Annotated in this window: 23 protein-coding genes; 8 read left to right on the forward strand and 15 right to left on the reverse strand. The window is 44.9% G+C overall.

Going from position 1 to position 22,340, the window contains the following annotated elements; genetic code table 11:
- Positions 1-61: 61 nt before the first annotated feature.
- Genes Q4A73_RS03185 through Q4A73_RS03220 form a run of 8 tightly spaced genes read right to left on the reverse strand, consistent with a single transcriptional unit; the run spans position 62 to position 7,663 of the window.
- Complete coding sequence (locus tag Q4A73_RS03185; RefSeq protein WP_303205992.1) at positions 62-1,012, reverse strand: SAM-dependent methyltransferase; 951 nt, start codon at positions 1,010-1,012, stop codon at positions 62-64.
- Positions 1,009-1,833 (reverse strand): M23 family metallopeptidase, encoded by an 825-nt coding sequence (locus Q4A73_RS03190; protein ID WP_303205993.1) that lies wholly within the window; start codon positions 1,831-1,833, stop codon positions 1,009-1,011. The genes Q4A73_RS03185 and Q4A73_RS03190 overlap by 4 nt, the downstream gene beginning before the upstream one ends.
- Positions 1,830-3,824 carry a glycine--tRNA ligase subunit beta gene (glyS, locus tag Q4A73_RS03195; protein WP_303205994.1) on the reverse strand — a complete coding sequence of 665 codons (1,995 nt, stop codon included), beginning with the start codon at positions 3,822-3,824 and terminating at the stop codon, positions 1,830-1,832. The genes Q4A73_RS03190 and glyS overlap by 4 nt, the downstream gene beginning before the upstream one ends.
- 44 nt (positions 3,825-3,868) lie before the next feature.
- Positions 3,869-4,486 (reverse strand): HAD family hydrolase, encoded by a 618-nt coding sequence (locus Q4A73_RS03200; protein WP_303205995.1) that lies wholly within the window; start codon positions 4,484-4,486, stop codon positions 3,869-3,871.
- The gene (locus Q4A73_RS03205) at positions 4,483-4,836 is read right to left on the reverse strand and encodes a hypothetical protein (RefSeq protein ID WP_303205996.1); all 354 of its coding nucleotides are present in this window, start codon (positions 4,834-4,836) and stop codon (positions 4,483-4,485) included. Before Q4A73_RS03205 ends, Q4A73_RS03200 begins: the two co-directional genes overlap by 4 nt.
- Positions 4,812-6,434 carry a cation:proton antiporter gene (locus tag Q4A73_RS03210; protein WP_303205997.1) on the reverse strand — a complete coding sequence of 541 codons (1,623 nt, stop codon included), beginning with the start codon at positions 6,432-6,434 and terminating at the stop codon, positions 4,812-4,814. The genes Q4A73_RS03205 and Q4A73_RS03210 overlap by 25 nt, the downstream gene beginning before the upstream one ends.
- Positions 6,434-6,805 carry a heat shock protein transcriptional repressor HspR gene (locus Q4A73_RS03215; protein WP_303205998.1) on the reverse strand — a complete coding sequence of 124 codons (372 nt, stop codon included), beginning with the start codon at positions 6,803-6,805 and terminating at the stop codon, positions 6,434-6,436. The genes Q4A73_RS03210 and Q4A73_RS03215 overlap by 1 nt, the downstream gene beginning before the upstream one ends.
- Before the next feature lie 9 nt (positions 6,806-6,814).
- Positions 6,815-7,663 (reverse strand): J domain-containing protein, encoded by an 849-nt coding sequence (locus Q4A73_RS03220; protein WP_303205999.1) that lies wholly within the window; start codon positions 7,661-7,663, stop codon positions 6,815-6,817.
- A gap of 155 nt (positions 7,664-7,818) precedes the next feature.
- On the opposite strand from Q4A73_RS03220, the gene Q4A73_RS03225 reads away from it, so the two are divergent.
- The 3 genes from Q4A73_RS03225 (at position 7,819) to Q4A73_RS03235 (ending at position 11,209) form a co-directional block, all read left to right on the forward strand.
- Complete coding sequence (locus Q4A73_RS03225; RefSeq protein ID WP_303206000.1) at positions 7,819-9,234, forward strand: DegQ family serine endoprotease; 1,416 nt, start codon at positions 7,819-7,821, stop codon at positions 9,232-9,234.
- A gap of 62 nt (positions 9,235-9,296) precedes the next feature.
- Complete coding sequence (locus Q4A73_RS03230) at positions 9,297-9,971, forward strand: response regulator transcription factor (protein ID WP_303206001.1); 675 nt, start codon at positions 9,297-9,299, stop codon at positions 9,969-9,971.
- Positions 9,968-11,209, forward strand: a complete 1,242-nt coding sequence (locus tag Q4A73_RS03235; RefSeq protein WP_303206002.1) for an ArsS family sensor histidine kinase — start codon at positions 9,968-9,970, stop codon at positions 11,207-11,209. Before Q4A73_RS03230 ends, Q4A73_RS03235 begins: the two co-directional genes overlap by 4 nt.
- Here Q4A73_RS03235 and Q4A73_RS03240 read toward each other — a convergent pair whose 3' ends face one another.
- Complete coding sequence (locus Q4A73_RS03240) at positions 11,210-12,403, reverse strand: MFS transporter (RefSeq protein ID WP_303206003.1); 1,194 nt, start codon at positions 12,401-12,403, stop codon at positions 11,210-11,212.
- A gap of 246 nt (positions 12,404-12,649) precedes the next feature.
- Between Q4A73_RS03240 and Q4A73_RS03245 the strand changes: the two genes are divergently transcribed.
- On the forward strand, positions 12,650-13,402 hold the full coding sequence (locus Q4A73_RS03245; RefSeq protein WP_303206004.1) for a HugZ family heme oxygenase: 753 nt from the start codon (positions 12,650-12,652) through the stop codon (positions 13,400-13,402).
- Positions 13,403-13,442: 40 nt separating this feature from the next.
- On the opposite strand, the gene Q4A73_RS03250 is transcribed toward Q4A73_RS03245, so the two are convergent.
- The 6 genes from Q4A73_RS03250 to mapA all read right to left on the reverse strand — a co-directional run bounded on the left by Q4A73_RS03250 (position 13,443) and on the right by mapA (position 18,725).
- A complete protein-coding gene (locus tag Q4A73_RS03250) occupies positions 13,443-13,847 on the reverse strand; it encodes a hypothetical protein (RefSeq protein ID WP_303206005.1) in 405 nt (134 codons plus the stop codon).
- A gap of 85 nt (positions 13,848-13,932) precedes the next feature.
- Positions 13,933-14,376, reverse strand: a complete 444-nt coding sequence (locus Q4A73_RS03255; protein ID WP_303206006.1) for a hypothetical protein — start codon at positions 14,374-14,376, stop codon at positions 13,933-13,935.
- A complete protein-coding gene (gene flgP, locus Q4A73_RS03260; RefSeq protein WP_303206007.1) occupies positions 14,352-14,867 on the reverse strand; it encodes a flagellar assembly lipoprotein FlgP in 516 nt (171 codons plus the stop codon). Before flgP ends, Q4A73_RS03255 begins: the two co-directional genes overlap by 25 nt.
- Positions 14,868-14,926: 59 nt before the next feature.
- On the reverse strand, positions 14,927-17,473 hold the full coding sequence (gene gyrA / locus Q4A73_RS03265; RefSeq protein WP_303206008.1) for a DNA gyrase subunit A: 2,547 nt from the start codon (positions 17,471-17,473) through the stop codon (positions 14,927-14,929).
- A 41-nt stretch (positions 17,474-17,514) separates the two neighbouring features.
- Entirely contained in the window at positions 17,515-18,087 is a 573-nt protein-coding gene (locus Q4A73_RS03270) for a phosphoribosyltransferase family protein (protein ID WP_303206009.1), read from the reverse strand.
- Positions 18,084-18,725 carry an outer membrane lipoprotein MapA gene (gene mapA, locus Q4A73_RS03275; protein ID WP_303206010.1) on the reverse strand — a complete coding sequence of 214 codons (642 nt, stop codon included), beginning with the start codon at positions 18,723-18,725 and terminating at the stop codon, positions 18,084-18,086. Before mapA ends, Q4A73_RS03270 begins: the two co-directional genes overlap by 4 nt.
- A gap of 262 nt (positions 18,726-18,987) precedes the next feature.
- On the opposite strand from mapA, the gene Q4A73_RS03280 reads away from it, so the two are divergent.
- From Q4A73_RS03280 to Q4A73_RS03295, 4 genes are read left to right on the forward strand one after another with little or no spacing between them, the layout of a single operon-like run.
- Entirely contained in the window at positions 18,988-20,175 is a 1,188-nt protein-coding gene (locus Q4A73_RS03280; protein WP_303206011.1) for a M48 family metallopeptidase, read from the forward strand.
- A complete protein-coding gene (locus Q4A73_RS03285; protein ID WP_303206012.1) occupies positions 20,172-20,981 on the forward strand; it encodes a HemK/PrmC family methyltransferase in 810 nt (269 codons plus the stop codon). The genes Q4A73_RS03280 and Q4A73_RS03285 overlap by 4 nt, the downstream gene beginning before the upstream one ends.
- Before the next feature lie 29 nt (positions 20,982-21,010).
- Entirely contained in the window at positions 21,011-21,490 is a 480-nt protein-coding gene (locus Q4A73_RS03290; RefSeq protein WP_303206013.1) for a DUF4149 domain-containing protein, read from the forward strand.
- Between the two features lie 33 nt (positions 21,491-21,523).
- Positions 21,524-22,273: a flagellin gene (locus Q4A73_RS03295; protein ID WP_303206014.1), complete on the forward strand. Its 750-nt coding sequence runs from the start codon at positions 21,524-21,526 to the stop codon at positions 22,271-22,273.
- Positions 22,274-22,340: the final 67 nt, after the last annotated feature.

Consider the following 22,340-nt stretch of genomic DNA (forward strand, 5'->3'; position numbering starts at 1 on the left):
GGGCTTTTTGTAACGACACTGAAAGCATCACTGACGGGCTTTCACGCGGACAGCAAGGCCGCTAGTTTGATTTTTGAAATTCAAAAAAATGAAATTTATCATTGAAAGAAAAAAGGAGGTTTTTGGCCTGTGAGAGCGATTTTTCATAATTTTTCTTTGATTTTTGCGCGAAATTTAAAGCCTCCTCAAGGCCAAAGTCCAAAAGGGCCCGGTTTTGCCTCTTAAATTCCAAAAGCCTAAAGCCATGCCGCTCACACAGCGCAAAAATGTGCGCAAAATTCACATCATAGGTCAAATCACTCCTGCCAAAAAATTCCCTCAAATCCACCTCAAAGGGGCTAAAAAGCTCGTGATTTTGGTAGATTCTCAGACTGAAACGCTGCGGCGAAACCCCACCATAATCAAAGCCCGCAAAGATAAATTTCTCACAAGAAGCATCCAAATCCGAAAAAAATTCCTCCAAAAAGGGGCTCCACTCCCCCCTTTGCAAATCCAGCCCTCCGCACCGCTCCTTTGTCCGCTCATCCTGAGGTCTAAAAATGAGCCTAAAATCCTCCACAAAGGCCATCCTATCGCCCTCAATCAACTCACACGCAAAGCTATCAAAAAGCTCATTGCAAAAGATGAAGGCGTTTTTAAAATGGCAGTTTTTCAGGCTGGTTTCGTGGCTAAATTCCACACCCCGAAGGGTCTTTTTTTGCACTCTTTGCAGGCTCTCATGCGGCTCGATGATGTAAAATTCCATATCCTTAAAAATGCTAGGTCTTAAAAGCACCAGAGCGCTTAAAAAATCCCTGCTCAAATGCCCCTCATTGGCACCGATTTCAAGCACCTGCAGGGGCAATTTTAAAAACCCACCATCCACGAGGGCTAAGAAATGCCGCGCCAAAAGCGTGCCAAAAAGCTCCCCCACGCTCACCGCCGTGTAAAAATCCCCCTCCCTTCCGATGCGAACGGCGTTTTTGTAGTAGTTTTCATGCAGCCAAAGCCTTGAAAATTCGCTGAATTTCATTGAAAAAGGGCGTTGAATTTAGTGATGAAATCAAGCGGATCAACCTGCCTCCCACCTGCAAAAATCCCAAAATGCAAATGCGGCCCACTCACCCTGCCGCTAGCCCCGCTGGCTCCTATGATTTGCCCCTTTTTGACCCTCTGCCCCGCCTCAACCTTAAGGCTTGAGAGATGATAATACTGCGAGTAAATCCCAAAGCCATGATCGATCACGACCGAAAGCCCTGCATAATAGCGCTCTTTTGCGATTTTGACGATCCCAGAATTTACCGCCCTGATCGCCGTGCCCACATGGGCTCTAAAATCCGTGCCGCTGTGAAAGCTCGCTACTTTTTCGTTGAAAATCCTAGCCACGCCGAAAGCGCTTGTGATGGGACTTTTGAGGGGGAGTTGGAAGGCGCCTTCAAAAAGAGCCTTGGGGGTGTGATGGGCGTAGATGGCGTTAGCTTCTGCGCGCTCTTTTTGGATGCGCTTTTGCGCGGCCTTTGGGGGGAAAATTTTCTGCGCTGGGATCGTGATTTTTTCACGGCTGTAGTTGCCATCCAGACCTTGTATGAGGAAATTTTCAGAAGTTTTATCCGCGTAAAAAGCCGTGATTTTAGAGCTTTTGGGAGGGTTTTTGTAGGGCAGGGAAAAGATGGCTAGGACCTTATTTTCATCCTTGGGGTGGGGGAAAAAATTCAAGGGCTTGTTTTGAAATTTAAGACAAACAAGGCGCTTTTTTTCAAATTCCAAAAAAAGGGCCTGACCCTTGATGAGGGGGAATTTCGCATCCGCGTGGGCAAAAAGGCTAAGGAGCAAAACGACAAAAAGCGCCCTCACAAACGCAGCTCCTTGATGTCTGCTATTTTTAAAAATTCATTGTAAATAGCAAAAATCAGGGCTTGGCGGTTATTTTTAAGTCCCGCATCATCGCTATTGATCATCACTTTTTCAAAAAAATCATCGATGAGGGGCTTGAGGGCAAATAAATTTTCCAAGCGCTGCTTGATGTTTTGCGTCTTTAGGCTTTGCTTAAAGGCCTCAAAAAGCTCCTCCTCGGCCTCGCTTTCAAAAAGCTCGGTGCGGATGGGGGTGTCCTTGGGCGTGGCGATGTTAGCAAGGCGCTTGAAGGTGGAGAAATTCTCGCTGAAATTTGCTTTTTGGCTGAGCTCCATCAAGGCCAAAATGGCGGCGTTGATGTGGATGAGATCGCTATTTTTAGAGGCTAGGGCAGCCTTGATGAAGGAAGCGTTTGCCGCATAAAGGGTGTGCATCCTCTCCAAAATGAAATTCTCCAAAAGTCCCCAATCAAAGTCCCGATAATGTCTGCTCGCCTGCTCCAAAAAACGCTTCAGATCAAAGCTTTTCTTAAGATGCAATAAAATTTTCAAAACCCCCACCGCCGCGCGCCTTAGAGCGTAGGGGTCCTTCGTGCCGGTCGGGATTTTACCGATGCTAAAGAGGGCTAGGAGGGTGTCGAATTTATTGGCTAGGGCGAGGATGCTGGAAAATTCCGTGCTGGGCAGGGCAGAGTGCTCGCAGGTGGGCAAATACTGCTCCTTGATGGCCAGACAAATCTCGTAGCTCAGTCCCATTTTTTCGGCATAATACCCCCCCATGACGCCCTGCAAATTGGTGAATTCATAGACCATCTGCGTGGCCAAATCCGCCTTAGAAAAGCGCACCGCCTCTTTGATGGCCTCTTTTTTGTCGTTGCGTAAAAATTCGCACAAAAGCAGGGCCAGCTCCTTTTCCCGCTCGATTTTATCCGCCATCGTCCCCAGCCCGTCAAGGTAGAGCATTTTGGAGAGTTTTTCGGGCTTCAAGCCCTGCCTGAGGTCGTTTTCATAAAAAAATGCCGCATCGCTAAGTCTGGCGCTGAGCACCCTTTCATTGCCGTGAATGACCTGGGCGTAATCCTCGCAAACCGCGTTGGTGATGAGGACGAAGTGGTTGCTAAGCTCGCTTTGATTGAAAACGGCAAAATAGCGTTGATTTTCTCGCATTGAGGTGATGATGACCTCGCTTGGAATTTGCAAAAATTCCTCCCTAAAGCCTCCAAGCAGGGCGGTGGGATACTCCGTGATCGCCACAAGCTCGTCCAAAAGCTCGGGATCATCGGCGATGCTTAGGGCGTGGGACTTTTCGATGAGGGCGAGCTCGCCAAGAATTTTTGCCCTTCTTTTTTCGGGGCTTAAAATCACAAAATTCTGCTCCAAAATTTCAAAGTATTCCTCAGCGTTTTTAAACTCAAGACCCGCATAGCTCACGCACCTGTGCACGAAGGTTTTTTTCGCGCTCCTCACCCCGTAGCTTTCAAACGCCACCAGCGCATCGTCTAGGATGCAAACCAAGGACCTGATGGCACGGATGAATTCAAAAGGATATGCCCCCCAGCGCATGCTTTTTCCAAAATTTAAGCTCTTCAAAAGGCTTTCTATCATCATCGGCAGAAGCTCCTCGCTGGGCCTTCCCTCCAGCTTTTTTTGACAATACAAAACCTCTCTGCCCTTGATCGTTTTAAATTCCAGCGCGTCCTCACTCAGTCCAGTTTTTTGCAAAAAACTCATCCCAGCAGGGCTTAAAACCCCGTCCTTGTAGGCGACATCCTTGGGTGCGCCGATGATTTCGATGAGGCTATCTTCTTGCTTGGGGGCGAAATTTTTGTGATAAAACACGAGGCGGCGCGGGGTGAAATAAAAGTCAAACGCGCTTTTGAGATGGTTTTCTTCTAAAATTTTTTCCCATTTTGTGCGGATGTTTTTAAGCTCTTTTAGCAGGGGTAGGGCGGGGAGCTCTTCTGTGCCGATTTCTATTAACAATTCGCTCATTTTTTACTTTCTCGGTGATGAAATTGTGCCATTTTAGCCTGTCTTTACAAATGTTTTTTTAAAAGCGCGATGCACTCTTGGGCGCTGCTGAATTCATCGGGGGCTAAATTTTTCGCATACCATCTTGCGTGGTAGTAGGGTAGGGCGGCGCCTTTTGCGGCCTCTCTGTCCTTTTGGCTATCTCCGATGAAGATGCTTTGAGGATGCGGGGACTCATCTTTTAGGAGCTTTAGCATCATCGGGCTTGGTTTGGGCTCCACACCCGCACTCACGCCTAAAATTTTGTCAAAATAATGCAGGATGTTTTGCCTTTTGAGTATGGTTACTAGCGAGTTTTGCGGGGCATTTGTGGCGATGGCTAGATAGCAGCCTTGCTTTTTTAAAAAATCAAGAATTTCAAGCACCCCATCAAACAAAACCACGCTTTTTTCATAATGCTTGAGAAAATACCTCTCAAAGCCGTCCTTAAAGCCCTGCAAGTCCCAATCCTCCACGCCGTAAAGCTCCTTCGCCCCGTTGGTGCCGGGGGTGTTGATGTGGCGCAAGATGTCCTCCCTTGAAAGCGGGCTTAAATTGAGCTTAGAGCGGATTTCATTGACTGCACAAGTGATGGCATTGGCGCTGTCGATGAGGGTGCCGTCCATATCGAAAAATACATTCATCCCTCATACTCCTTGAGATAATTTTTATGCTTTTGCTTTTTGTTTTGATTTTTTTGCTTATCAAGAGTATTTGCGAGACTTAAAAGCTCTTCTTTACTTTTGGAAAAATCCAAGCAGGCCCCGACAAAATGCTCCAAATTCCTAGCATAACCAGCATACAGGCGCACAGCGGGACTCTTTTCAAAAAAGGCTTGATTTTTGAGCATTTTTTCTTGGAATTTTTGCGGATTGAAATCCTCTTTTTTCAAGGCGCAAATCGCAGAATTTGCGAATTTTTGCAGCCTTCTTAGGTATTTGATCCTGAGACTTTTTTCATCCTTAGAGTCTAGACATTTTTGCGGATTTTGCATTCTAGCGCCTCACTGACCAAATTTCTTGCGATCACTCTCTCGGATCGGACGATGTGAATATGCTCATCCACGCTTGAAAAAAAGAGCTTTTCGATCGTGCCATTGACCTGAATCACCGTGTCGATGGGCTTGGGGTAGCCTTCTAAAACCTGAGTGAGCATTTCCAGTCTGGCTTCGTTATTGATGGTGATGATGGCAACGGCACACTCTTCGATGTTGGCGATTTTGAGCGTTTCTTCTTGCGCGGCGTTTGCGAAGTAGATATTTTCGCGCCGACTCAGGCCCAGCTCGACCAAATTCAAGTCGTTTTCCAAGATCAAATAGGGCACGCCTGTGTTTTTGATTTTCTGTGCCACCTCCTGCCCCAACCTCCCATAGCCAAAAATGACGATGTGATTTTTCAGCGGCGCATTTTGAGCGCCTGGCGTGAGATTTGCATTCTGCGTCATATCCTCGACGACATTGGTGATTTTGCGGATGTTGTTGAGGATGAAAGGCGTCAAAATCATCGTGATAACGGAGACGACTATAAGAATTTGCGCGGTTTTGGCATCCAGCATGGCATTAGCCTGCAGAAGAGAAAAGATGGCGAGAGCAAATTCGCCAACTTGCGCGATGCTAAAGGCGGTTTTAAAGGCGATCCTTTTTTTGGTATTGAGGCATAAAAAGCTGAAGATGATGGCGAGCTTGAGGAGGCACACGACGAGGGCTAGGATGAAAATTTTATCCCAATTTTCAAAGACGATTTTAAAATTTATCTGCATGCCCACGGTGATGAAAAATAGCCCCAAAAGCAGGTCCCTGAAGGGGATGAGGTCGGCTTCGATCTTGTGTTTGTATTGGGTCTCTGCGATGATGGCGCCTGCTATGAAGGCCCCAAGCGAGTAAGAAAAGCCAAAATAATGCGCCATGAAGCTTGCCCCGATAACGATAAAAAGCAGGGTGAGGATGAAAATTTCCTGCGATGAGGCGCGGATGACGAAGCGGAAAACTCTGTCGATGAGGTATTTGCCGATGAGGTAGAGTAGGCTAAGCAGGATGAGGACGCTGATGATGGTCGTGAGGATGAGCTGGGTGAGATCCTGATTTTTTGAGGAGAAGATGTCCACGAGCAAAAGTAGGGGGATGACGGCTATGTCTTGGAAAAGTAGAATTCCTAGGGCTTTTCTGCCGTATTGCTCCTTGATGTCACCGTTGTCGTTGAGGATTTTAAGCACCACGGCTGTGGAGGAGAGGGCGAGGGCGAAACCCACGATGAGTCCTACCTTTTCGCCCAAATTCAAAAAGCCCACCACGAGCGCGAAGCACACCACTCCGCACAGAGCCATTTGCACAGAGCCGTTGAGGAAAACCTCCCTATTCATCGCTAGGAGATGCTTGAAGGAAAATTCAAGCCCTATGGTGAACATCAAAAACACGATGCCAAATTCGGCGATGTGCGAGATTTCTTCGCTGCCGTTGAAATTGTAGAGGTAGGAGATGACGATGCCCGTGATGATGTAGCCGATGATGGTTGGAATTTCAAATTTTTTAAAAATCACATTGAGGACGATGGCGCTTCCTGAGGCGATTAAGAAAATTTCCAAAAAATCATACATCAGTTTTTCTCGTAAAAAATCAAATCAAAGCTATTTTTGTGCTTTACCACGGCTTTTGATTTGCCGCCATTGTTCCTTTTGTCAAGCTCCAAGCGCAGCTCTTCGATCAAAACTTCAAATTCGTTGATTTGATTTTTCAGTTTTAAGATCACATCGACCCCCGCCAAATTCACGCCCATATCGCGCGTCAGCCTTAAAATGAGCTTGATCCTGTCAATGTCCCTTTGTGAGTAGAGTCTGATTTTTCCATCGGTTCTACTAGGCTCAACCAGTCCCTCGCGCTCGTATTGCCTGAGAGTCTGTGGATGAATGCTTAGAACCTTCGCCACGACGCTAATGAGATAAACGGGTTCATCATAATTGTGCTGCATGGTAGTCCTTTAGGGTAGTTTTTTTTCCAAAATTTTAAGCAAATCCCCATCCAAATCCTCCACTCGAGGCAGGATGATGTTTAAAATCAAATACAAATCCCCGAAAATTCCGCTTTTGCGGTTTTGCACCCCGTAGCCTTTGAGGCGGATTTTTTGGCCGTTTTTTGCCCCGGCGGGAATTTTAATGCTCACCTCTTTTTTGGGGGTTTGTAGGGTGATTTTATCGCCAAAAAGTGCCGTTTTTAAGCTCACATCAAGCCTACGGAATAAATCATCATCCTCGCGCTCATAAAGTGCGCTTTTTTCAATCTTTACCTTGATGATCAAATCCCCCCTAGCTCCGCCCAAAATCCTTCCCCTGCCGCGAACTCTTATCTTGTCGCCATCCTTGATGCCGTGGGGGATTTTGATTTTGATCGTCTCACCGTTATAATGAACGCTATGCTCACCCCCCAAAATCCCAAGCTCAAAGGGTATGCTGATGTTAAGATTGGTGTCCAAATTCTCCTCCGCAAAGCCGCCAAAACCAGCTCCCCCAAAACCAGCCCTAGCTCCCCCGAAGCCTCCACTGAAGAGATTTTTTAAAATTTCATCCAGATCCATCCCAGCGGTACTTCGCGAAAAATCCCTAAAACTCTGCCCACCAAAGATGGAATCACCATAGGCATCGTATTGTTTGCGCTTTTTTTCATCGCTTAAAATTTCGTAAGCCGCGTTGATTTCTTTGAATTTTTCTTCGGCCCCTTTTTCTTTGTTAATATCGGGATGATATTGTCTGGCTAGGCGTCTGTAGGCTTTTTTTATCTCATCATTGCTCGCATTTTTGCCAATGCCTAGGGTTTCGTATAGGCTATTCATCATTATCCTTGAAATTTTTTAGCGGCAATTTTAACAAAAACTTTAGTCTAAGTCAATCAAGTTTTATTATTTTTTTCACTCAAGTTATTATTTACGATTTTTTAAAAATTCCATTTTATACTCGCAGCTTCACTTTAAAATATCTAAGGATGGCAATGAAAAAGCTTTTTTTATCGCTCGGTTTGGTGGGCGTTGTGTTGGCAGCGAGTATAGAATTCAACGAAGCAAATCCCAAACTAGAGCGCGTAAATCCCGCTCAGGGCAACATCGTGCTTTCTTATCAGGATGTGATCAAGGAAGTCAAAAAATCCGTGGTCAATATCTCCACCTCAAGGACAATTATGCGGGGGAATTCTCCCCTTGATGATTTTTTCAACGATCCCTACTTCAAGCAATTTTTTGGCTTTGATCCCTTCCAAAGAGGCAGACGCAGTGAGAAAGAAGTTATCGCCTCTGTGGGCTCTGGCGTGATCATCTCAAAAGACGGTTATATCGTAACCAACAACCACGTGGTAGAAAATACCGAAACCATCACCGTGAGCCTACCCGGCAGCGATAATGAATATAAGGCCAAGCTCATCGGCACGGATCCGAAGACCGATTTGGCCGTGATTAAGATCGAGGCGAGTGGTCTTTTGGCGGTGAGTTTTTCGGATTCTGATGCGGTGATGGAGGGGGATGTTGTGTTTGCTTTGGGCAATCCTTTCGGCGTGGGATTTAGCGTAACAAGCGGGATCATTTCAGCGCTCAACAAAGACAACATAGGCCTCAACCAATACGAAAATTTCATCCAAACGGACGCCTCCATCAACCCCGGAAATTCCGGCGGGGCACTAGTGGATACGCGCGGAGCCTTGGTGGGCATTAACTCAGCGATCCTATCGCGCGGCGGCGGGAATAACGGCATAGGCTTTGCCATCCCTTCAAATATGGTCAAAGATGTGGCGAAAAAGCTCATCGAAAAGGGCAAGGTTGAAAGGGGCTTTTTGGGCGTGGTCATCGCGCCCCTGCAGGCTGAAACGAAGAAGGTCTATAAAAATAGCGAGGGCGCCCTGATAACCGATGTGCAAAAGGGATCTTCTGCGGATGCGGCGGGGCTTAAGCGTGGTGATTTGGTTATAAGGGTCAATGGCAAGGCGATCAAGAGCCCGAGTGATTTGAGAAACTACATCGGCACCTTAGAGCCCAATCAAAACATCACTTTGGTCTATGAGAGGGAGGGGGCTGAGAAGACGATAAATTTCATCCTAAAGAGCGATGAGAGCGTGAAAAATGAGGGCAAGCAGGAGAATTTGATCGAGGGCTTGAGCCTGAGGGAGCTTGATGCGAATTTGAGGCAGAAACTGGGCTTTGCTAGCGATATTAACGGCGTCTTGGTCGAGGCGGTGAAGGAGAAGAGCCGGGCGCAGATGGCGGGCTTTAAACGCGGTGATATCATCATAGGGGTGGGTCAGGCTGAGGTGAAAAATTTGAAGGATTTGGGTCAAATTTTGAAAGAAGAGGCGAAGAAAAACTGGGTGAAAATTTGGGTGTATCGCGGGGGCGTGGTAACCCTGCTCGTGCTTAAGTGATGTTTTCTTTTTGTTATGGATTGGAATTTAAAATAAACTGAATTTAATGTGAAGGGAGAGGGATGACCAATATTCTTATGATAGAGGATGATTTGGAGTTGGCGGAGATCACGGCCGAATACTTGCAAAAATTTGACATGCAGGTGGACATAGCGCATGAGCCATACATCGGGCTTTCTAAGCTTGCTTTAAAGGAGTATCAGCTCATCATTTTGGATTTGTCCCTGCCGGGGCTTGATGGGCTTGAGGTTTGTGAGGAAATTCGCAAAAAATACGACACGCCCATCATCATCTCAAGCGCCAGACATGACATCAGCGATAAGGTCAATGCTCTGGATCTTGGTGCGGACGATTACCTGCCTAAGCCCTACAATCCTAAGGAGCTTCAGGCGAGGATTAAGAGTCATTTGAGGCGCATCGTGCATACCAAAAACACTCTGGCAAAGACCATCAAGGACCTCATTTATGACCAATACAAGCACATCATCACGATGAAGGGGCAGGAGCTTGTGCTGACGAACGCGGAATTTGACATCCTAAGCTACCTCATCAAAAAAGAGGGCGGCGTGGTGAGCCGCGAGGAGCTGGTGTATAACTGCTCAAGCATCAGCGAGGATAGCTCCAATAAAAGCATCGATGTCATCATCAGCCGCATCCGTCAAAAAATGGGCGATGATCCTAAAACTCCAAAATACATCCACTCCATACGCGGCATAGGCTATAAGCTTACGCAATGAACCGCTCCTCCATTTTCTACACCATCACTTTTATTTTTATCTTCGCGGGGGTGAGCGTCATCCTCGCCTTTTCATGGCTCATAGCTTATGACCAGCAAATTTACACAAAAGAGCTAAATGCCAAATACTCCCTCATCGCCAATGCTAGAATTTTATACCTAAGCGGTGTGATTGATGCGCAAGAATTTGAAGCGCATACGAAAAATCACGACAAAATGCTAAGGATCGAGGCGCCTGAGGATATCGAAGAAATCATCACAACGGGAGAAATTCTAGCCAATGAAAAAATAAAAAATGGCAGGGTGGAAATCATCTCCTTCAACAACGGCGTTTATCTTAATATCGTCTATGATGGTCAAATTTATCTTTATGAGGATCAGGACTATCAAAGCTATCGCTACATCATACTCAAGCTGGCGGCTTTGGCTGTTTTTTGCATGCTGATCGTGCTTTATGCCTTCATTTTAAGGAAGCTCAGACCCCTAAGGAGGCTCAAAAAACAGATCGATAAATTCGCACAGGGCAAGCTCCATGAGGTCGAGGATGTGAGTGCGGGGGTGGATGAAATTTCGCAAGTTTCGAGCGCTTTTTATCAGGCGATCTTGCAAATTCGCAAGCTCAATCAGTCGCGTCAGTTTTTTTTAAGGAATATGATGCACGAGCTCAAAACTCCCATCACTAAGGGCTTGATAACGCTAGAGATGCTTGAAAGCGACAAGTATAGGGAGAGGCTTGAAAATATCTTCAACCGCCTTGAAATCCTCATCAATGAATTCGCCGCTATCGAGCAGATCACCTCAGGAGCGGCCTTCATCAACCGCAAAAAATACAATATCTTGGATGTTTTGGACGAGGCAAAGGAAATCGCCATGAGCGATGATAGTAAAATTCGCATTTTTATGGGGGAGAGTTTTTTTATCAATGTGGATTTCAAGCTCTTCACCACGGCCATTAAAAATATGATCGATAATGCCCTCAAGTACTCAGAAGACGGTTTTGTGCAGATTGATATTATGGAGGATTACCTTTGCTTTAAAAATCGCGGCACAGAGCTTAACAACACCCTAGAATACTACACTCAGGCTTTCACTCAGGGCTCCAGGCAAAAGTCAAGCTTTGGTTTGGGGCTTTACATCGTAAATACCATCCTAGAAACGCACGATATGGAGCTTGATTATGGTTATGAGGACGGGGTGAATTTGTTTTATTTTAGGGGGCTTGAAAAGATAAAGGAGTGATTAAATTTTGAGGTATTTTTTGTAAAACCACTGCCAGTAAAATCCCGCAAAGATGAAAATCATCCCCAAAAGAGCCGTGATCATCTGCAAATTCAATCCAAGCTCAAACAAAAATCCCATAAGCTGAGAAATCATAGCCGAGAAGCTAAGATAGACCATATCCGTGTAAGCGATGACGCGCCCGTAGAATTTTTTGTCGCAGTTTTTTTGTATGGCCGTGTAGGTGAAGGCCCAAAGCGAGGAGGTGCAAAAACCCGCCGCGAGGAGGCCGATGAAGCTTAAATAAAAATTAAATTGCGTCAGGGCCCAAAGTAAAATTCCAAATCCTTGCCCGAGGTAGAGGAAAACGATGATTTTATCCCTGACGAAGCGGCTGAGGATGATGGGCCCTAGGATGAGGGAGCAGGCGCGAACGGCGTTTAAAAAGCCGATCACAAGCCCGGCGGATAAAAGTTCTTTATAGCTGTGCTGGGCTAAGAGCGCGACGAGGGTCTCATAGGCGGTGAGTCCCAAAAAGGCGTGCAGGAGGATGAGGTGGGAAATTTTTTTATTGCCCAGAACATAAAAAAAGCCTTCTTTAATCATCGTCAAAAATTTGTCCTGAGTTTTTTGCGCGAAGTCCGGGATGCTAAGATAAAGCAGCAAGATGATGCCGATGGCGACCAAAAAGCAGTCGAACAAAAAGGCAAACTGGACGCCGAAAAAGTGGATGAAAATCCCCGCGCTCGCCATCGAAGCCGTGTAGGAAACCGCCCAAATGATGCTGTGAATTTCGTTAGCTAGCCTTAGTTCTGCTGGCTTTAAAAGCTTGGCAAGGAGGCTCATCTCGGCTTGAAAATAAATGCAAGCGACGCAGAATCTTGAAAAAATCAAAACGAACAAAAGCCACAGCATCGTAAGGTCTGTGACGAAAATGAGGAAAAAAATGCAAAAAAGCTCCACGCTTATCATGCTAAGGAGGAGTTTTTTGGGCTTGTTTCTCTCCACAATCACGCCATTGATGGGCGCTAGCAAAACTCCCGGCAAAAAGGCAAGCATCGCGCTTGTGGCTGTGGCCCAGGTGGGGGCATTAAGCTCGACGAGCAGGGTGAAAACACCCGTTTGAGAAAACCAGGCTCCGAAGTAGACGATAAACTGGACAAGGCTTAAAATTCTTATGTTTTTGTTGTTTTTGAGTAGGCCGATGTGATTCATTGCAAAATTATAGTAAAAATTTCACAAAATTAAGGGTTGATTTTAAAGAATTTGCGGAATTTAAAGGCTCTTTTCTTGCGAAACGATGGCCCTGTGGATCCTTTGTGAGGGCGGGGGTTGATCGTCTAAAATCACCGATGAAAAAGGCTTTGGCGATAAGTTTGTCATGCTAAAGGACTTGGTGGCATTGGTGGGTGGTTTGTGAATTCATACTAGAATTTATTTTAATTTAAGAAAGGATCAAAAATGAATTTTGAAGGCATTATTTCCCATATGAACGCGCATCACAGGGCGAATTTGGTGGATCTTTGTAAAAAATTTGGCGGGCTTGATGAGGTGCGGGAGGTGTTTTTGAAAAGCGTGGATTTTAACGGGCTAGACATCGTTTATAATGGGGACGAAATTTTGCGCGTAGAATTCCCACAAAAAGCCGATGAAAGCACGATTAAAGATACGATCATCACGCTTTGTATGGGTGCAAAAAGCACGGGAGATACCAGCGGAGTGGAGAAGGAGCTTAAAGAATTCATGCTAAGTTTTAACTCCGTTTGTCTAGCGACCCTCAACGTAAGGGGCGAGGTTGTCTGCTCTTATGCGCCTTTTGTCAGCACGCAGTGGGGAAATTACATTTACATTAGCGAGGCTGGGGAGCATTTTGAAAATATCAAAACAAATCCCAACAACATAGAAATAATGTTTTTAGAGGATGAAAGCAAAGCCGCTTCGGTGATTTTGCGCAAAAGGCTTCGCTACAGGAGTCGGGCTTCTTTTTTAGAAAGGGGGGAGGAATTTGATAAAGTTTATGATGAATTTGAAAGGCAAACAGGAGGCGAGGGAGGCATTAAGACTATACGCAAAATGCTTGATTTTCACCTAGTGAAGCTTGAATTTATCAAGGGGCGTTTTGTGAAGGGCTTTGGCGAGGCCTTTGACATCGAGGGGGATAAAATCACGCAGGTGGGTGCGAAAAATCCGCATCAATTCCCGCACAGGCCTTAGGGGCATGGCGCTTTTTCCCTCAGCTTTCCCCGTTTCCCCCCTAAGGCAGTAAAAATTCGTATTCATAGACCCTTGATTCTAGCTTTTGGGCTAAGTTTTTTAAGGCGGCGTTGAGTGCGCTCAAATGCCCCTTGTAGTCTTTGTCTTGGGCTTTTGCGGGGGTATTCATCGTGCCTTTATCGCTAAAGCCCTGAAAATGCGCTTTGATGTCGTAGAATGCGGCGTTTAGGAGGTAGTTTGCTTCGTTTTTTGCCTGCGCGTGGTAGTGCTTGAAAAGCTCCTTGCCCGCTTCAAGCAGAGCCTTAGCCTCAGGGGAGAATTTTAGCGGGGCGGTGGGGATGAAGCTTGGCAGTGGCTTGGTGGGCTTGATTTCGTCCTTGTTAAAGGGCAGGGTGTCATTTTTGCCCTCATCTTGCTTGACTTTACCCTGCAAAAATTCAAGCATAAAATGCGAGCTGAAGGCTTCGGCTGCGCCAAGCTCTTTTTCGGTGAAGGGGATGAAGTGATTGATGCCCTTTTTGCACGAAATTCTATTTTTTTAAAAATATCGTGGCCACATTTTCGCCAAATTCCACGCTAAAACGCAGGGGTAGAATTTTCACATAGGTCTCGCTTTGTGCCTCAAGCAGGTCCGTCCTGATGAGGTCCTTGACGCTGATTTTCGCGCTGATAAAACACTCACTGAGCGCATCTTTGTGTGAATTTAAGAAGGCTAGTTTTTCCATTTTTGACATGGAGCCATCCACAAGGCCCAAGCCAGTGCGAGGCAAGCGCCGCAGGTCCTCGGGCGTATAACCAAGCTCACAAACATACTCATCCACGAAGCCCTCGCTTCGCGTCATCGCTATGGATAAATTCTGGCTTTGATGAAAAAGTATGTAATTTTTGCTTGAAAGCTCCGCCCAAAAGATAAACTCATCCTGTGCAAAAAGCCTCAAGCTCAGTAAAATCAGTAAGCAAACAATTCTTTCCACTTTTCAGCATCGATTTTAAGTTCTAAATTCACGCGGTAAAGCCCCTGATTGAAATTTTCATCGATAATGCTAGCATTTTTGATGAGACCATTGATCTGCGCGGTGATGGTGGAGCTTTGTAGCATCGCATCTTTGACCGTATCCTTGCCGTTGATTTTCACGCCATAGAGCTTACTGGCAAGCTGCCGATAGCCGTCCGTAATCGCCGCTCTTTTGGCCAAAGCCAAAGCCTGCGCTGAGGATACCGTATTCAAAGGCGCGATCCCCTCACCCACAGCCGTAAAACTAAGCTCACTATCCATTTCATTGTAGGGAGCTATCATTTTCTCCTCGCGAATAATATCGCGCACATCGTCCTTGTCGATCTTCTGCACGACAACATCGGGGCTTACATTTGCATTAGCAACGCCTGATTTGGAGGCATTTTTTGCACTTGGGACGCACCCACCAAAAATCCCTGCTACAACGAGCATAAAAAACAAATTTTTCATATTGACACCTTCAAATATTGTGATTCAATCATAAAAAGCAATAAGCGTTCCAAAATCAATCACTCCAAATTCAAATCAGCCACATCCTCAGACCCTTCGCTTTCCTTAGGGCATTTGGCTATGCTGACCACCTCGTCATTTTCCACCCTGACCACCATCACGCCGCTTGTGTTGCGTCCCGCCTTTCTTATGCTTTGCATATCCACGCGGATCATCTTCCCACTGCTTGTAAGAGCCATCAAATCCATGCTCTCATCGACGATCACGACCCCGACAAGCCCCTTGGTTTTATCCGTGAGCTTCATGCAGATGAGACCCTTGCCGCCTCTGTTTTGAAGCCTGTATTCTCCAGCATTCGTGCGCTTTCCTATGCCCCCCGCACCCACGCTAAGAATTTCTTGCGCGTCATTTTCAATGACAACCGCACCGACTAATTCGTCATTTTTCTCTTTAAATTTAATAGCCTTCACGCCCCGACTGATACGACCGATTTCACGCACTTTGGCCAGAGGGAATTTAATGCACATGCCCTTTTTGGTAACGACAAAAAGCATTTTTCCACTCACATTTTCCAAATTTTCCCCCTCAAAATCTTCCTCCTCAAGCTCCTCTGCAGTCCAAGGCTCATCCTCGCCCCTTTGCACGATGATAGCCGTTACCAGCGCGTCATCATCGTCCAGATTTATCGCCCTTACACCCACGGCGCGGATGTTTTGATACTCGCTCAAATTCGTGCGCTTGATGAGGCCGTTTTTGGTGAAAAAGCATAAAGATTTGCTCGCATCAAAATCGGTCGTTGGGATGATAGCCCTGATCTTCTCATCCTCTTGTAGGTTGATGAGATTGACCACAGCCTTGCCCTTAGCCGTGCGAGAGCCCTCGGGAATCCTATGCACCTTCAGCCAGTAAAGCTGCCCCCTATCCGTTACAAACATCAAAGTATCGTGAGTGTTGGCCGTGAAAAAGCTCTCAATAAAATCATCCTCATAGGTCGTAATCGCCAGCTTTCCCTTGCCACCGCGCTTTTGCTTTTCATACTGCCTGCTCGGCACTCTCTTGATGTAGCCCCTGTGCGTGATGGTAACTACGACATTTTCATTGACGATCAGATCCTCCGCGTCAAAACTTTCATAATCATCCTCGATCTGCGTGATGCGCGGCACATCAAATTTAGCCCTCAATTCCCTAAGCTCCTCGCGGATCAAGTCCTCAAGCAGGGCTTCGCTTTTTAAAATTTCATCAAGTCTTGCAATCTCTTTAAGCAACTCTGCCAATTCATTTTCTATTTTTTCCCGCTCAAGCCCCGTAAGGCGACCCAGCTTCATATCCAAAATGGCATTGGCCTGAAGCTCGCTGAGCTTAAATTCTCGCACCAAGCCCTCCCTTGCCGCGTTATTATCCGGGCTTTTTTTGATGAGAGCGATGACGGCATCGATGTCATCCAGGGCGATTTTTAGCCCCTCCAAAATGTGCGCCCTAGCCCTTGCCTTTTGCAAATCGTAAATGCTCCGGCGGATGATGACGGTTTTGCGGTGGGTTAAAAATAAATGCAAAAGCTCCATGAGGGAGAAAATCTTCGGCTCTTTGTTGTGGATGGCTAGCATGATCACACCAAAAGTGCTTTCCATTGTGGTGGATTTGAAAAGATTATTCAGCACGATGTCACTCATCGCCTCGCGCTTGAGCTCGATGACGACACGAATCCCTTCCCTATCGCTCTCATCCCTCACCTCAGAAATCCCCTCGATCTGCTTTTCTTTCACCAACTCGGCAATCTGCTCTATAAGCCTTGCTTTGTTGGTTTGATAGGGCAGCTCATCGATGACGATGACATCTTTGTTCGCTTTTTTTTCAATGTGGGTTTTGGCACGAATTTTAACCCTACCCCGACCCGTGCGGTAGGCCTCAACGATGCCCTTTTTGCCGTAGATTATCCCCGCAGTGGGAAAATCGGGCCCCTTGATGAATCGCATCAGATCCTCCAAAGTCGCCTCTTTGTTGTCCAGTAAGTGTAAAAGCCCATCGACAAGCTCATTGAGGCTGTGGGGGGGGATATTGGTCGCCATACCAACGGCGATACCGCTGGAGCCGTTTAGGAGTAGGTTGGGGACGCGGCTGGGCAAGACATCTGGCTCCTGCATCGAATCGTCATAATTGGGCACGAAATCGACCGTGTCTTTGTCAATATCCCTCAAAAGCTCCTCGGCCAAAATCGTCATCCTCGCCTCAGTGTAGCGCATCGCCGCCGCGCCGTCGCCATCAATGGAGCCAAAATTCCCCTGCCCATCCACGCTAGGGTAGCGCATGGAAAAATTCTGCGCCATCCTAACGAGGGCGTCATAAACCGCTATGTCGCCGTGGGGGTGGTATTTACCGATGACATCACCCACGATGCGCGCGGATTTTTTGTAGGCGCTACGACTCCCCACGCCCAAATCGTTCATCGCGTAAAGTATGCGCCTGTGCACGGGCTTTAATCCGTCTCTGGCATCGGGCAGGGCGCGCCCAATGATGACGCTCATAGAATAATCCAAATAGCTACTTTTGATGGAGTCCTCTATATCGAGAAGCTGGGTGTCTGAATCTTTGCTAAAAATATTTTCCATATCTTCCTTTCCGTTGGATCAAAGGGGGCGATTTTAGCCAACTAATCTTTCGCATCGGCTAAAACCAAGCCAAAAAGTACTTGAATTTCATTTTTTTCCAAAAACTCCTTAGCCTCGAGCAGGCTAGAGCCTGTAGTTACGATGTCATCCACTAAAATCACGGGAGAAAAAACGGGCTTTAAGAGCTTGAAATTTCTTTTATTTTTGCGTCGAAATTCCAAACTTTTGCCGCTATATTTCACGCGATTTTGCGCGTGTAGGGCTCCAAAAATGGGCCGGATGTGGGCGCTTTTTAAGGAGTGCGCTAGGATTGCAGAATGCGAGTAGAGCATATTCTCAACCCTATCATCTAAGGCGATGGCATTGAGGGTGGAATTGGGGGTGAAAAATTCTCTGAAACGATGAAAGCTCAACCTCGCTAGCATTTTAAAGACAAAATATCCATAAAAATGATGCTTGGAATACAAAAGATGCTTGATTTCGCTATATTTGTAGAAAGAATATACCTTAAAATCGTCCAACTTTCTAATCCCCAAAGAAAGCTCACCCAACTCTTCGCAGCATTTATCGCAAAAAATGAGAAGGGTGAAAGCATGGCAGTGAACGCACCTCACATCGATGAAATAAGGCTAGCGGCTTTGTTGGCCATTTGTTTGATGAGCAAATGCGTGTAAAAAGACAAATCCTTCATATCCTCAAAGCCCTGCACATCCTGCTTTGTCCTCAATGTGAATTTTTTATTTCGGTTCGTATCGCTCACATGCAAGAGTCCAACAAGCTTAGAGTGCAAGCCAGAAGCATTTTGCTTGGCATCAAACTGAAGAAAGCTTAAATCAACCTTAGCCACATAAGGGGAGTTGGGATTGTCTTCTAGCACGATAATGCCCCTATTTTTAAGCTCTTGCTCAAGATAAGTGTAAAAAATCGCGTTGAATTTCAAATCGATGTAGTATTTTTGCCCATTCAAAAACACCAGCTTTTGCTCCTCTCTTAGATCGTAAAAGCGGTGCAAATAGACCTTTTTCAAAGCCACGCCTGTGTCCAAGGTCCGCCTATCCGCACAGCACACTATCCCCACATCGCTAAGATACAAGAGTCCTTTGATCTTTGCCTCAAAGCCTTGTTTGCTTTCACAAGGATAGCACTTTGAATTTTTCACCACTTTATCAACCTGTGCGAAAGTATCATGTTTGCCCACACATCCCCCAAAAATCAAAGCAACAAACAAGCACAAAACAAAATTTTTAAGCATTTTTTCTCCTTAGAAATTTATGAAAACAATAATATCTTAAAATTTTGAAATAACTATCATATTAAAAAATCGAGCGGATTTCAAATTTTTCACACATTAATGAATCCTTTTGTCATCGCAATTTTTGAAAATTAAAGTTTTGAATTTTCAATGACATTTTATTTTATGTCCCCTCAAAATCCAAATTTTCAAGCATCAAAATTAATAGTTATTAATATTTCGATAGAATCACTTGATCACATAAAAATTCCAAGGAAAATCTATGCTTTTAATCGCTATTTTATGCATCCACATGGTGATTTTTGCTTTCATTTCTTACCAAGAGCTTTTATTTTTAGACCATCAAAAAAAACAAAAAGCTGCGATTTTAAGCGAAAATGAATATCAAAAAGCCGCTGATATAGCCATAGAAAATGTAAAATTCCGCATTTTTTCCAGTTTTTATGCGACGATGCTCAACATCATTTGGCTGGGTTTTGGTTTTACTCTTCTTAAAACCCTCCTCATCCAAGAAAATTCCCTCGTGGAAAATACGCTTTTTTTACTGACTTTTTTGGTGCTGATGATGCTCTTAAATTTACCCCTTAGCCTGTATGAAAGCCTTGTCAAGGATAAGGCACAGGGTTTTTCTAATATGACGGCGGGACTTTTTTTTAAAGATTTTTTAAAAAGCCTTGCCCTGCTTGTAATTTTTGGATTTTTGATCATTTACGCTCTGCTTTTTTGCTATGAATTTTTGGGGAAATTTTGGTGGATAGCGGCCTTTGTTCTGTCTTTTTGCATCATTTTAATCATTAATCTCATCTATCCCACACTCATCGCGCCACTTTTTAACAAAATGCAAAGGCTGGATGATGAGAATTTGCTAGAAAAAATTCAAATTCTCATCAAAAAATGCGGCTTCAGTGCTAATGGTGTCTTCATCATGGGCGCGAGCAAGAGAGATAAAAGACTCAATGCCTATTTTGGCGGACTTTTCAAGAGCAAAAGGGTCGTGCTTTTCGACACACTTTTGAAGGCTTTAAGCGAGAGAGAGCTTTTGGCTGTGCTAGGCCACGAGCTTGGGCATTTTGTACATAAGGATATTTTAAAAGCCCTATTTAGCGGGGCATTAATGCTTTTTGCTTTGTTTTTTATCTTTGCACATTTGCCTGAATTTTTCTACCATGAGAGTGGTTTGAGTGGGGTAAATGCGGGTGTGTTCGCCCTTTTGTTTATCTTTGGCAATGTCTTTTTAGGGTTTTTTTCACCCTTTTTAAATTTTTTCAGTCGCAAAAACGAATTTGCCGCCGATGCTTACGGCGCGGCTCTGACTAGCAAAGATGATATGAAAAACGCTCTCATCGCCCTCGCTAGGGAAAATAAGGCCTTCATTAGATCGAGTAAAATTTATACCCTTTTTCATCTTTCGCATCCTAGCATTGATGATAGGATTAGAGCGCTAGCTTGACGATAAAAGAAGCCCTAACGCTAGCAAAAAAAAGGCTGCAAGAGCATGAAAATGAGGCTTTGTTCATACTTTGTGAGCATTTGGGGAGGGATAGGACCTGGCTTTTTTTCAACGAAAATTTAGAATTCAGCGCTCGGGAATATTTTGCCCTCATAGAGCGTTTTGCAGACGGAGAGCCCTTTGAGTATATCTTTAAGAAGGCTTCGTTTTGGGGGCTTGATTTTGAGGTGGAGGAGGGCGTTTTAATCCCCCGCTATGATAGTGAAATTTTGCTGATGCAATTGCTAGAATTTTGCAGGAACAAAAAGCCTAAAAACATCCTAGAAATAGGCTTTGGAAGCGGGATTTTAAGCATCATTTTGGCCAAAGAATTGGGACTTGAAATCACAGCTTGTGATATTAATGATAAGGCCCTAAAAATCGCACAACAAAATGCCATCAAACACAAAGTGGCTCATTTGATAAATTTTCACCTGAGTGATTTTAAGGATTTGCGGGGGGAATTTGAGCTGATTTTTTCAAACCCACCCTACATCAAGGCCTCATATAAGCTCGATAAATGGACGCAAAAAGAGCCCAAAAATGCCCTTTTTGGCGGAGAGGATGGCCATGAAATTTTAGAAAGCATTATTGAATTTAGCTTTCAAAAAGGGGTGAAATTTTTAGCCTGTGAAATGGGACATGATCAAAAAAAAATTCTAGCCCAATCCCTGCAAAAGCACAATTTTGAAGCTAAATTTTTCCAGGACGAGAGGGGTTTTGATCGAGCCTTTTTCGCCCACAATCTCTTAACCTTTTCGCAGTAGAATTCTTTAAAAATTTTCAAGGAAATTTAATGAGAGCCATTCATCTTTTTTTGATCGCCGCCATGGTGGGCGCGGAGCTTATTTTGGGCATTGTTGTCGCGCCGCTGGTCTTTTACCCGCAATCCTTCATCGGCGAGGGTGTTTTGAGCCATTTTCAAAGCGGCCTTATCATGACGCAAATTTTTGTCAAAATGGGCTATGTTTTGCTGGGTGTGGCGACTGTGGGTGCCTGTTATGAGGGATTTTCATTTTTTCAAAAAGACAAGGAGCTGAGTTTTCAATTAAGATTTTCTAAATTTGCTTTGTCGCTTTTGATTTTTATCCTTGCTTTGATTTTCGTTTTTTATTTTAGCGCTTACATAATTCACGCGCAAAATTTAGGCGAAAGCGCTACGCAGAGCGAAGAATTTGCAAGAATGCATAAGGCAAGTGAGGTGGTGATCAAAATTATTGCGATGATGCAAATTTTTTTATTTTTTTTAAGTTTTAAAATAGCTAAAAAAGACTAGAATTTAAGTCTAAAAACTCTAAAGGAGGCCATCATGACAATCAACGACGCGAATGCTTTGAAGCAGAGTTATTACTTGGATAACGCTCACAAATCTTCCCAAAAGGCTTTGGATAACATAGCTGCGGTTAGGGCGATTAGCGGTGTGGATAGTGCGAATTTGGCAATTGCCGATTCTTTAAGATCCCAATCTGGTACTATCGATCAGGGCGTAGCAAATGCTTATGATGCGATAGGAGTTTTACAAATTGCCGATGCTAGCCTGACGAACATATCCCAAAGTGCCGATAGACTCAGTGAGCTGTCCGTGAGGATGAATAGCGGCGTTATGACGGATGCCCAGAAAAATATGCTAAGGGGCGAAGCCACGCGCATAAAGGAGTCGATGGATGATTCTTTTAACAATGCCACTTACAATGGCAAAAATGTGTTTCAAACTATGGATTTTGTCGTGGGCAGTGGGGTGGAAAAAACGAATTTAAACCCACTTAATGTTGATAATTTAAGCATTGACGACCCAGAAACCATCACTTCTTTTACTGACCAGCTAGGGAGCTTGAGGAGTGAAATTGGCTCAGGGATCAATGCCCTCAATGCCAATATCAATGCCAGCGTGCAAAATAGCATCAGTGTAAAAGCTGCTGAAAATAATTTGCTCAACAACGATATGGCAAAAAATGTTAATGATTTTAACGCTGGTTATCTTAGAGAAAATGCTGCCGCTTTTGCTGCCGCACAAAGCAATATAATGTTGCAAACAAAAATCGCAAGTTTGTTGCATTAGCGCGAGTTGCAAATCTTCGCTATGTTGTAAAGATTTTTCATTCAAACAAGCGGGGATTTGATTTTAT

Source organism: Campylobacter sp. (genome assembly GCF_030528245.1).
In the GTDB taxonomy this organism is placed as follows: domain Bacteria; phylum Campylobacterota; class Campylobacteria; order Campylobacterales; family Campylobacteraceae; genus Campylobacter_D.

What these genes read in the sequence shown, in the direction of transcription:
- Q4A73_RS03185 (WP_303205992.1), bottom strand. Translation starts at nt 1,012, where the DNA reads ATGAAATTCAGCGAATTTTCAAGGCTTTGGCTGCATGAAAACTACTAC.
- glyS (WP_303205994.1), bottom strand. Translation starts at nt 3,824, where the DNA reads ATGAGCGAATTGTTAATAGAAATCGGCACAGAAGAGCTCCCCGCCCTA.
- Q4A73_RS03200 (WP_303205995.1), bottom strand. Translation starts at nt 4,486, where the DNA reads ATGAATGTATTTTTCGATATGGACGGCACCCTCATCGACAGCGCCAAT.
- Q4A73_RS03205 (WP_303205996.1), bottom strand. Translation starts at nt 4,836, where the DNA reads ATGCAAAATCCGCAAAAATGTCTAGACTCTAAGGATGAAAAAAGTCTC.
- Q4A73_RS03210 (WP_303205997.1), bottom strand. Translation starts at nt 6,434, where the DNA reads ATGTATGATTTTTTGGAAATTTTCTTAATCGCCTCAGGAAGCGCCATC.
- Q4A73_RS03215 (WP_303205998.1), bottom strand. Translation starts at nt 6,805, where the DNA reads ATGCAGCACAATTATGATGAACCCGTTTATCTCATTAGCGTCGTGGCG.
- Q4A73_RS03220 (WP_303205999.1), bottom strand. Translation starts at nt 7,663, where the DNA reads ATGAATAGCCTATACGAAACCCTAGGCATTGGCAAAAATGCGAGCAAT.
- Q4A73_RS03225 (WP_303206000.1), top strand. Translation starts at nt 7,819, where the DNA reads ATGAAAAAGCTTTTTTTATCGCTCGGTTTGGTGGGCGTTGTGTTGGCA.
- Q4A73_RS03230 (WP_303206001.1), top strand. Translation starts at nt 9,297, where the DNA reads ATGACCAATATTCTTATGATAGAGGATGATTTGGAGTTGGCGGAGATC.
- Q4A73_RS03235 (WP_303206002.1), top strand. Translation starts at nt 9,968, where the DNA reads ATGAACCGCTCCTCCATTTTCTACACCATCACTTTTATTTTTATCTTC.
- Q4A73_RS03240 (WP_303206003.1), bottom strand. Translation starts at nt 12,403, where the DNA reads ATGAATCACATCGGCCTACTCAAAAACAACAAAAACATAAGAATTTTA.
- Q4A73_RS03245 (WP_303206004.1), top strand. Translation starts at nt 12,650, where the DNA reads ATGAATTTTGAAGGCATTATTTCCCATATGAACGCGCATCACAGGGCG.
- Q4A73_RS03250 (WP_303206005.1), bottom strand. Translation starts at nt 13,847, where the DNA reads ATGCTTGAATTTTTGCAGGGTAAAGTCAAGCAAGATGAGGGCAAAAAT.
- flgP (WP_303206007.1), bottom strand. Translation starts at nt 14,867, where the DNA reads ATGAAAAATTTGTTTTTTATGCTCGTTGTAGCAGGGATTTTTGGTGGG.
- gyrA (WP_303206008.1), bottom strand. Translation starts at nt 17,473, where the DNA reads ATGGAAAATATTTTTAGCAAAGATTCAGACACCCAGCTTCTCGATATA.
- mapA (WP_303206010.1), bottom strand. Translation starts at nt 18,725, where the DNA reads ATGCTTAAAAATTTTGTTTTGTGCTTGTTTGTTGCTTTGATTTTTGGG.
- Q4A73_RS03280 (WP_303206011.1), top strand. Translation starts at nt 18,988, where the DNA reads ATGCTTTTAATCGCTATTTTATGCATCCACATGGTGATTTTTGCTTTC.
- Q4A73_RS03290 (WP_303206013.1), top strand. Translation starts at nt 21,011, where the DNA reads ATGAGAGCCATTCATCTTTTTTTGATCGCCGCCATGGTGGGCGCGGAG.
- Q4A73_RS03295 (WP_303206014.1), top strand. Translation starts at nt 21,524, where the DNA reads ATGACAATCAACGACGCGAATGCTTTGAAGCAGAGTTATTACTTGGAT.